This window comes from Candidatus Borrarchaeum sp., assembly GCF_019058535.1.
GTDB lineage: Archaea > Asgardarchaeota > Sifarchaeia > Borrarchaeales > Borrarchaeaceae > Borrarchaeum > Borrarchaeum weybense.
The window spans coordinates 1-8817 of sequence record NZ_JAHPYX010000089.1; the positions used below are offsets into that span (position 1 = coordinate 1).

The 8817-nt window shown below is 36.0% G+C and carries 8 protein-coding genes; 5 read left to right on the top strand and 3 right to left on the bottom strand.

What is annotated here, in order from left to right; genetic code table 11:
* The 3 genes from QVB70_RS05100 to QVB70_RS05110 all read left to right on the top strand — a co-directional run.
* The coding region (locus QVB70_RS05100) for a monomethylamine:corrinoid methyltransferase (protein WP_287584034.1) at window positions 1–901 on the top strand (901 nt) is incomplete at its 5' end.
* A gap of 37 nt (window positions 902–938) precedes the next feature.
* Window positions 939–2576 carry a thiamine pyrophosphate-binding protein gene (locus QVB70_RS05105; RefSeq protein ID WP_287584036.1) on the top strand — a complete coding sequence of 546 codons (1638 nt, stop codon included), beginning with the start codon at window positions 939–941 and terminating at the stop codon, window positions 2574–2576.
* Window positions 2577–2605: 29 nt separating this feature from the next.
* The gene (locus QVB70_RS05110; protein WP_287584037.1) at window positions 2606–3055 is read left to right on the top strand and encodes a metal-dependent transcriptional regulator; all 450 of its coding nucleotides are present in this window, start codon (window positions 2606–2608) and stop codon (window positions 3053–3055) included.
* Between the two features lie 46 nt (window positions 3056–3101).
* Here QVB70_RS05110 and QVB70_RS05115 read toward each other — a convergent pair whose 3' ends face one another.
* Window positions 3102–4346: a hypothetical protein gene (locus QVB70_RS05115; protein WP_287584038.1), complete on the bottom strand. Its 1245-nt coding sequence runs from the start codon at window positions 4344–4346 to the stop codon at window positions 3102–3104.
* Between the two features lie 152 nt (window positions 4347–4498).
* Between QVB70_RS05115 and QVB70_RS05120 the strand changes: the two genes are divergently transcribed.
* A complete protein-coding gene (locus QVB70_RS05120) occupies window positions 4499–4801 on the top strand; it encodes a roadblock/LC7 domain-containing protein (protein WP_287584045.1) in 303 nt (100 codons plus the stop codon).
* A 67-nt stretch (window positions 4802–4868) separates the two neighbouring features.
* Here the strand turns inward: QVB70_RS05120 and QVB70_RS05125 are convergent, their stop codons facing one another.
* A complete protein-coding gene (locus tag QVB70_RS05125) occupies window positions 4869–6839 on the bottom strand; it encodes a hypothetical protein (protein WP_287584039.1) in 1971 nt (656 codons plus the stop codon).
* Window positions 6840–7096: 257 nt separating this feature from the next.
* Here QVB70_RS05125 and QVB70_RS05130 point away from each other — a divergent pair, with 257 nt between their 5' ends.
* Entirely contained in the window at window positions 7097–7816 is a 720-nt protein-coding gene (locus tag QVB70_RS05130; RefSeq protein WP_287584041.1) for a hypothetical protein, read from the top strand.
* A gap of 432 nt (window positions 7817–8248) precedes the next feature.
* On the opposite strand, the gene QVB70_RS05135 is transcribed toward QVB70_RS05130, so the two are convergent.
* The coding region (locus QVB70_RS05135; protein WP_287584043.1) for an aldehyde ferredoxin oxidoreductase C-terminal domain-containing protein at window positions 8249–8817 on the bottom strand (569 nt) is incomplete at its 5' end.

An 8817-nucleotide genomic window follows, 5' to 3' on the forward strand; every position in this document is an offset into this window, starting at 1 on the left:
GGTTGAAGGAATGCCCATCCGCTCTGGTTTTCCTTCTGAATTAAAGGGTTCTGTTGCCCATGCTATGATGTTTCGAGAAGCAGCACGAAGAGTTGGAAGACCAGGTATTTTCCTCAAAAGCGTAGGAACTGCAGAATCTGACGCTGCTCAAATTGCAGCTAGTAATTCCGAATGGGGAGAGAGATTGACTGATGGTCGCTTCGTTGCCAGTGTGACTGAATTGAAAGTGAATAACTCATTATTGAACAAAATGGTACATTTTCATACTTACGGTTGCTTTGTAGGGGCTCTTACAGGTCCACTTCTAGGAGGATATTCAGGAGGACCAGAGGGAACAGCCATTGTTGGTATTGCGTATCATCTACAAGGATTAGTTGTGAACCAAGCTCATTTTATGAATTATTTCCCTATTCACTTAAAATACATATCCAATACCATGCGTGAACTTCTATGGGTGATTTCAACAACTTATCAAGCGTTATGTCGTAACAGCAATTTAGTCTCTTTATCAAATGGATTTACAGCTGCTGGGCCTTGTACCCCAATGGTATTAAGAGAGGCTGCAACCCATGGTCTTGTTTCAGTTGTTTCTGGCGCCAATCTTTGGGAAATTGCCGTGGCTAAGAATTTACACAAAAACTACGCAACACCAATGGAGGCAAGGATGGCTTCAGAAGTAGGATGTGGTGCTGCAAAAGAGATGTTCTCTAGAGAAAATGCAAATGATATTGCTCTGACTCTTCTTAAGACCTATGAAGAAAACATCGAAAATGCTCCTTTAGGAAAAAGTTTTAGAGAATGTTATGATATACGAAAATGTAAACCTTCGTCTGAATATTTTGAGCTTTACAGCAAAACACGTAAAGAACTTGAGGATCTCGGCGTTCCATTTATTTATTGACGATATTAGGAATGATCATGTGATAAGGTGAGGTAAAATGAAACGTGGTTCAAAAATATTTGAGGAGAGCTTAGTTAAACATGATATTGATTATTTCTTTGGGATTCCAGGCGGAGACGTCATGGAAGTTATTGAAGATTTAGAAGATGTAGAGTTTGTTTCAACTCGCCATGAAGAATGTGCTGGTTTTATGGCAGCAGGATACGGACTTGCGAAACAGAGACCGGGAGTTACATTCGTTAGGGGAGGTCCGGGTGCAGCGAACCTTGTAATTAGTGTAGCCAATGCCTTTCAATGTCATCACCCATTAGTAGCAATAACGGGGCAGATGCCGTTGTCTTATTTTGGTAAACCGTATCCTCAGTTTTTGGATCACCCGCGGATTTTTGAAACCATCACAAAGAAAAGCGTTAGAATTACTGACGGTAACCAAATTCAACCCTATTTTGACGATGCATTTACTTTGGCAGCAAGCAGTCCACCAGGTCCAGTGCATATTGATTTTCCGATGGACCTCCAAAGAAAAGAAATTGAAAATGTCCATCCATCTGAGGAGAAACAAAAAGATGAAACTGAAAATGCTGATACATCAGAATTAGTAAAACTACTCAACAAATCGGAATTTCCTGTTTTGATTTGTGCATGGGAGGCTAAATTGCAAGGCTGTTCTCAAGAGATTTCTCAACTTTCTGAGCGCTTACAAATGCCAGTTTTATGTACACGAAATGCAATGGGCATTCTTCATCCAGATGATTTACTTTTTGGTGGGATAGTTGCAAAAGTATGGAAAACCACATTAACATCACCTCATGCTAATTGGGTGTTAGAACAATCCGATTTAGTGATAGTGGTAGGAGCAAATGATTTTGAACTGGCACCGCGTTTCCCTCTTCCTTCGAGGGATGTTTTCTTTATTAGCACTCACCCTCTTAAAATCAAGTCCCAATATGATTCTTCTTACGAAATTGTTAGCAGTAACCTCAGATTAACACTTCAAAAAATAATAAAATCGATTCCCTCAAGACAACAAACAGAAAAACACGCTAAGTTTGTAGAACTTAAAAAGAACTGGAGCAAGACTCTCAATCGTCTCAGAATTCAAAATATAGGATTAGATCTCATCGAGACAGTAAATGATGTTTTAGATAGAAATTCGGTTGTGTCTTTGGATGTTGGTATACATGCATTCCTTGCAGTGAGACATTTAAAAATAAAAAGCTCAAAACCTGGAGCATGGCTGTTTCCAGGTGGTTTCTATCCGATGGGATTTTCATTTCCAGCTGCAGTTGGTGCAAAATTTGCCGACAAGAATAACGAAAAAACAGTGATTTCACTTACCGGAGACGGAGCGTTTTCCATGGTGATGTGTGATCTAGAAACATTGGTTCGTTATGAGTTACCAATGACCACGATAGTTTTCAATGACTCAGCTTACGGTTTAATTAAATTTCAACAACTTGAGTATGATAAAAAAATTCGTGCAGTCAATCTAACGAGGACCGATTACGCCAAAATTGCAGAAGGTTTCGGAGCAGACGGTATCAAAGTTGATCCTACTGATGTTGGTAGTTTTAAAGCAGCTCTAAAAGAAGCAATATCCTCTCAACGTCCTACTGTAATCGATGTCGATGTTAATACCATTAAGGTTTTTGAAGATCTTTTAGAAAAGTCCTGAGTCAAAAACTAAAAATGGATTTGAGAAAAATGACGGGACGGAAAAAAGTTGAAGAAGAATATCTTGAGGTAATTTTGGAACTCATAAGTGAAAAGGGGAAAGCACGTGTTTCCGATATCGCAGGAAAATTAGGTATAAGCCCTGCCAGCGTCACAGAAATGGTTCAAAAGTTGAAAAAAAGAGGTTTTGTTACTCAGGAAAGGTATAGCCCCATTAAATTGACTGAAAAGGGAACCAAAATCGCGGAAATTGTTAGAAGACGTCATGATATTCTAAAAGCATTTTTACAATTGTTAGGAATTAATGATGAAGTTGCAGAGAGAGATGCGTGCGAAATAGAGCATAATGTGAATCAAGAAACAGTTAAACGTCTTACAAGTCTGATAGAATTTATCCAACATACACAAGAAAGCCAAGAATGGCTTAAAAAATTCATTTCCTTTCATAAGGAAAGAATTCTATCGGGTGAAGAATTTTAAACTTTAATAAGACGAATTAATTGATTTAATGAAAAATTCTTTTCTACTAGAACACCAACATCCAGACAGTCAAAATAATCCCTATGCTCAATGGAATGGAAATATTATCATTAACGGGAATTGGCAAAGACTCAATTATCATTCCACTCAAAGCTGCAATTATAGCAAACAAGGGTGAAATAAAGAGGGACGACATAATAGAAGCAACAATGAACCCTGAAATACTTCCTTCAAGGCTTTTAGTTTTATTATAAGGGATATGATGCCGTCCAAGTTTAATTCCAACGATAGTTGAAATACTGTCACCAAACGCTAAAACAGTAACTGCAACAAATGAAATTGGAGGAACAAAAAGAAGTAGTGGAAGCAGAATTCCAATTGCTAAATAAAGTGGATTCACAACAAACAAATGAAGTTCTTCTCTCCTGCCTAGCGTCCGGACTATTCGTTCAACTGGAAAGATGTATAATCCATCCATTCGAAGAGATTCTGAGAATATGTATGAAAATATCAAAGAAAATAAAATCGCAAACGACAACAGCGGAGAAACTATCCACAAAAAAACTGCAAAAAAGCCAGACATATGTACTAATTGTCTCTTAACTTCTCTTACAAGTTTAATCGGGGTCTCACGTTCTTTTAACTCATAGCCTTTTATGATATAGGGCAAGATCAGTTCAATGTCTTTTTCACCGACTAATGCATCTGCGATGCGTCTTAACTTCAGATCTGGCTTAAAACCTATGTTAAGATTCGCATATTGAAACATACAGATGTTATTTCTGTCATTTGAAACAGTAACAACATTTTGCTTAGTCAAATTAAGTTGAGTTAACATACTTTCAACAATAAAAGCTTTACCACCACAATTTGTCACTTCACCCGAGATGTTTCCTGAAAAATGCCCATCGACAAATTCCAAATCTACGCCAAAAACAAGATTCGTCTCTGTATGTATCTCTTTTGCTAATTTTCGGAGAAGAAAGGTTGGAAACCCAATTGAAACAAAGGCAATAAGGTTACCATTTCGAATTAAGGCCTCTGCAGTCTGTTTCCATCCATCCATTTTTTTTAACATGCTATAACTATGAATGAAAACCGATTTAGGAGCACCTCTAAAACTTCTATAGATTTTTTTGAATGCGTCTTCGACCTCAATAATCCGAAGCTTATAGATAGCTGCATATAGTAGGAATTTGAAGAATACAAGAGGCCCTAAATTCTTGGCAACATGAAGTACGTAGTAATCATCAAATACTACACCTTCAACATCAAAAATAATTAGTTTCAATTTTGCTCTACCTTTTTGTGAGAAATATGATCGCTTATAATCATATTTGTTAAGATTAACAGATAAGAGTATTACGAAAATTTTTAAGTGACCGAATCATTATTTAGCCAGAAGGTATTTCACATTTTTAGTCTTATGGGATGTGACTTTTGATGATATCTCAGGATGATTTTGAGAGCACTAAAAAGAAATTAGCGTCATTCAAAGGCGTGAAAGGTGTCATAGTAACAAGCTCTGAGGGACTACCTATCAGCTCAACGATAGATATGGAGAAAACAGAAAAGGTTGCGGCATTAATTACATCATTAGTTAAAAAAACGTCACAAGTTGTTCAGGCTCTCGGCGAGGAAAGCTACAACTTCCTGATTTTAGATACGCAAGAGGGGAACATTCTTGTAGCCCCTGAAGAAGAACAAACGTTAATTGTACTAAGAGAGGCCGAAAAAGAAGTTTAATAGCAAGTATTTTCTTTTTTTAATTATCCAAAATAGTCTTTTCTCATATCTAGAGTTTCTGTTTAAATCAAGATGAAGTTATCAATGAAAGAGAAAATACCAATATGACTTCATATGAGCCCTGTTTCTGAATTTCAAATTCAATAAAACCTGTTTCATTATTCTGGGATAGTTTAATCTCCTCACTCCCATCTACATATGCGCTCCAATCTGTGGTGTAGGCTTCTTTTACAAGTAATTTCACTGGAGTATCCACATTGTGTGCTGCAATTTTAATTTCGTGTACATTTAATCGCTCATATGTAAATCTGTCTTGTAAACTTGAGGGCTGTACGTCTAAGAAGGAAATCTTTGCATCTGTCTTAAAAATTCGATATGCAATTATCTTATCGCCTTTCTGTACAAATTCATCGTGAACGACGCTGAATTTTTGTGATGAATCCACCAATAAGAAGAATTCCCAGGTTCCAACAATTATCCATTTAATCCCATATAACTCTGCATTTTCAATAATCTTCGAATAAGTTCCCATCACGTCAGTTGCCGCCTCTTTAAAAATATCTAATTGGGCGGATTCTGGCCGATGTCCTTGAAAAATCGATTTTCCTGTGTAAATGGGCAATAATTGAAAGTGGTTACCACATCCTGCTAAAAGGATTCGGCCTTCATCATTTTGTTCATTGAAGTAGTCAATAATGCCCTGTGGAATTACTTCGTTTCCAGTAGGAAGCGATGGTACCCAAATAGCTATCGATGTAGAAATAACCAGACCCATTATGACAAATGGTAAAAACTGTTCTTTTCTCCAATTTTTTGACAATTTGAAATTTAGTTTGTGAGAAATAGTTGCGCCTCCAAATAGTGCAGCAATTGGTGATCCATAAATAACGAATCTATTTGATAAATTCCTCTGAATTAAAATCTCCGCCAATTCAGGCCAGTATGGAGTTAATGGTAAATGACTACCAAAAAAAATAATGCTACATGCTATTAGCCAAAGCGTTCCAAATTCAACTAGTTTAGGAGGAATGTTCATCTCATTTTTGCCAATCATAAGTAATCCTAAAACCGTAGCTACCATTCCGTAAGTGACGAATCTGTTTAAAATAGATAATTCATTTACGAATAACAAAAGTCCTGCTATTATCACAAATAGGCCTACAATTATTTGCCAGGGAAGTTTTAAGAGTCTCTTGTCACCCAAGAAGTGACGAATTAGACCTAACCCCCCTATAATAAAAGCAGGATAACTTCTTAGAACTAGAAACAGAGGTGATGCAGGGGGTAGATAATAAGATAATCTCGCAATTCCTAACTGCGGAATCAATAAAACGAATATAGGTGACGAAAAAACAACGAAAATGAGAAAACTGCCTAGTATATGCTTCAATATCGAAATATTTCTGTTGATCAATAGAAATAGCGTGAATAAAAGAATTGCTGCAAAAAAAGTGGTATAATGAGTAAGGAAAATTGCACTAAGAAAAATTCCCGACAGAATTGTAGATTTGTAGCTTTCTTGTGAGACTTCATCCTTCATCTTCTTCAAAAACGTTACATACGTACACAAGAAGAATAACCCAATTGCTGTTGTTGACCCACCAATTCTTATCACTTGATAAAAGAAACCATTCGTAAGTTGAAAGAACAATAATGTTACAGCTGTAGTTTTCTCGTCTAATTCAAAACTACGTGCTAGAATATATAATGAAAAATTTACTAACCCATAGGAAAAAAATACAAACATCTTGTAAGATAGGAAAGGATTTATCCCCGAGAATAAATGCAAATCATTAACAATTAAAGGAAATCCTGGCTCGTAAAACGGGAATGCAATGATACCACAATACCAATAGGGAAACCATGCGGGCATATGACCTGCTATTTTTAGTTCATTGATCATAAATATAGAAAAGAATAAGTGAGTACTCGTATCATCGCCTGTAGGGATACCTGGCAATAAAACCCAAACAGCAGGAATATAACCTACTACAAATAGCACGTAAATCCATTTTCGTGCATCTATTCCTGTATCCATGCTGTTGATACCCCACTAAATTAAAAAAATGCGTGATATATACCACTATTTAGTTGTTTTATGTTTTACCTTCATGAGTTTGAGTTTTTTTAAACTAGTGAATTAGTTATTTAAAATGACGGTTAAATCTTGTGCTCTTCATAGATGGAAACCGTTTTTCAAAAACAATTTAAAAATTCTGCTAAAGACGAAATCTTTTTACAGTTAAATATCCCATATATTGCATTATATTAAACAATGTACCAATGAGGGATTATATGCTACAATCATTCTTCTTTCTTCATTCAAGGACAAAACGGGTTTTAGTTTGGAAAGAATTGATAAAAAATGGATCTATAGATGCTGATACAATCAGTGGGTTTGTAGAGACTGTTTCTAAAGTCGTTGAAACAACTTTTCCTTCAGATGTAGAAACTGGTTTAAACGAGATGACTATGAATTATGGAGACAGTTTCCTAGTTTTTCGATACGGAGCACACGTTATCGGCGTACTTTTAGTTGGATTAGAGAGCAAGAGGTTTGGAACTATCCTTACAGAAACAGTATTTGAACTAGAAGCCCGTTTAGCTGAAGAGTTCAAAAAGGATGTTCTTGAGGAAGCTGTAATTGCAGAAGTCGGCGACATAGTTTTAAAGAACTTCCAAGATCTAATCTTTCAACAAGTTGAAGATATTGGAGATGTTAAATATCTTCTAGATGAGAAAGAAAAATTCTACTGGCATGTAGGCAAAGAAGGCGCAGTAATTTATGAGAAAAAGAAAAAATCAGCTTCTGTTCAGATTTTTATCAATAGCTATGATACAATCACTGAAGAAGGTGTTGACGAAGCTATATCTGTGTTACGTACAGATTTAGTCAATTTTGCCGAATTAAATTCGCGTGTTGATGCACTAAATGAAGAGGACTTAGCACTCACTCTAAGACAGCTTCTTCGTCTGAATGCAATTGATTGCTACATTCAACCTACAGACATTTAATTTTCTGAAGACTTTCTCGCTCTTTCGAACTTTCCTGTCATTTCTTTTTCTTAGATTATAATGACAAATTTTTTTTGAAATCTGATTATAAAACTTTATTACGATGTTCGCAAAAAAAAATACATAATTAAGGTTCCAAAGTTCTAAAAAATTGTGATGTTCGCAAAAAAATGACGAGAATAACACAAAAACAGAAATCTTTTTATACTATTCATGCGAATAGTAAATTAATTGCACTTGAATAGCATTTGAATAGTGCTATCAATTTTCTTGCCCCCCATGTAGTGCGCGCGATAAGAAATAAGATATGGTAGCGGTCATCAAGATCCCTTCTACTCTTTTTCGGATAACCGCTACCTTCTTCTTATCCTTGTTTTTGCAGCTTAAAAAAAAAGAAAAGTTATTTTTCTTCATGCAAATTTCTTTAAAAAATTAGGATGATAGATTGATGAAGTTCGATAATTCCTTTGAGACATCAATAATTTTGAGTTTTTCAAAAGTAGTTTTCTTAGGTATTCCTCTCTCGTCCCATCCTCTCAATTCATAGTAAGCTGATAGAAGTTCATCATATTTCTGCAAGTCCAGGATCTTTCCAGCAAGTTCACCGTTCGGGATTGGGTCCTTAAACCACATTGCAGGTGGATGATCCATTCTGCGATTCCATTCTTCTGCAAATTCTCTAACTAAAAATGCCCGCATTAAGGCATAATATCTATCAGCAATCTCCCAAAAATCATCGAATGAGAAGCTAATGCCAGTAGTTGCTTCAAAATAATTTAGATAGTTTTCTAACTCAAATCCTTCTTCTATCCAAGGAAATCTACAACTAATTAGTCCTTCGAACAATCCTCCGCGAATTCTTTGAAGTTCAATAACCTTCTCAGCTTTCTTCGCGTCATATGATTCACGTTTCATTTCAGTTAATTCAAACATAATTACCCAAGCTTCTTTGTGATGAGCTCCAATGCCTGAAGTACCAAAGGCTAATGCCATACCAGGAC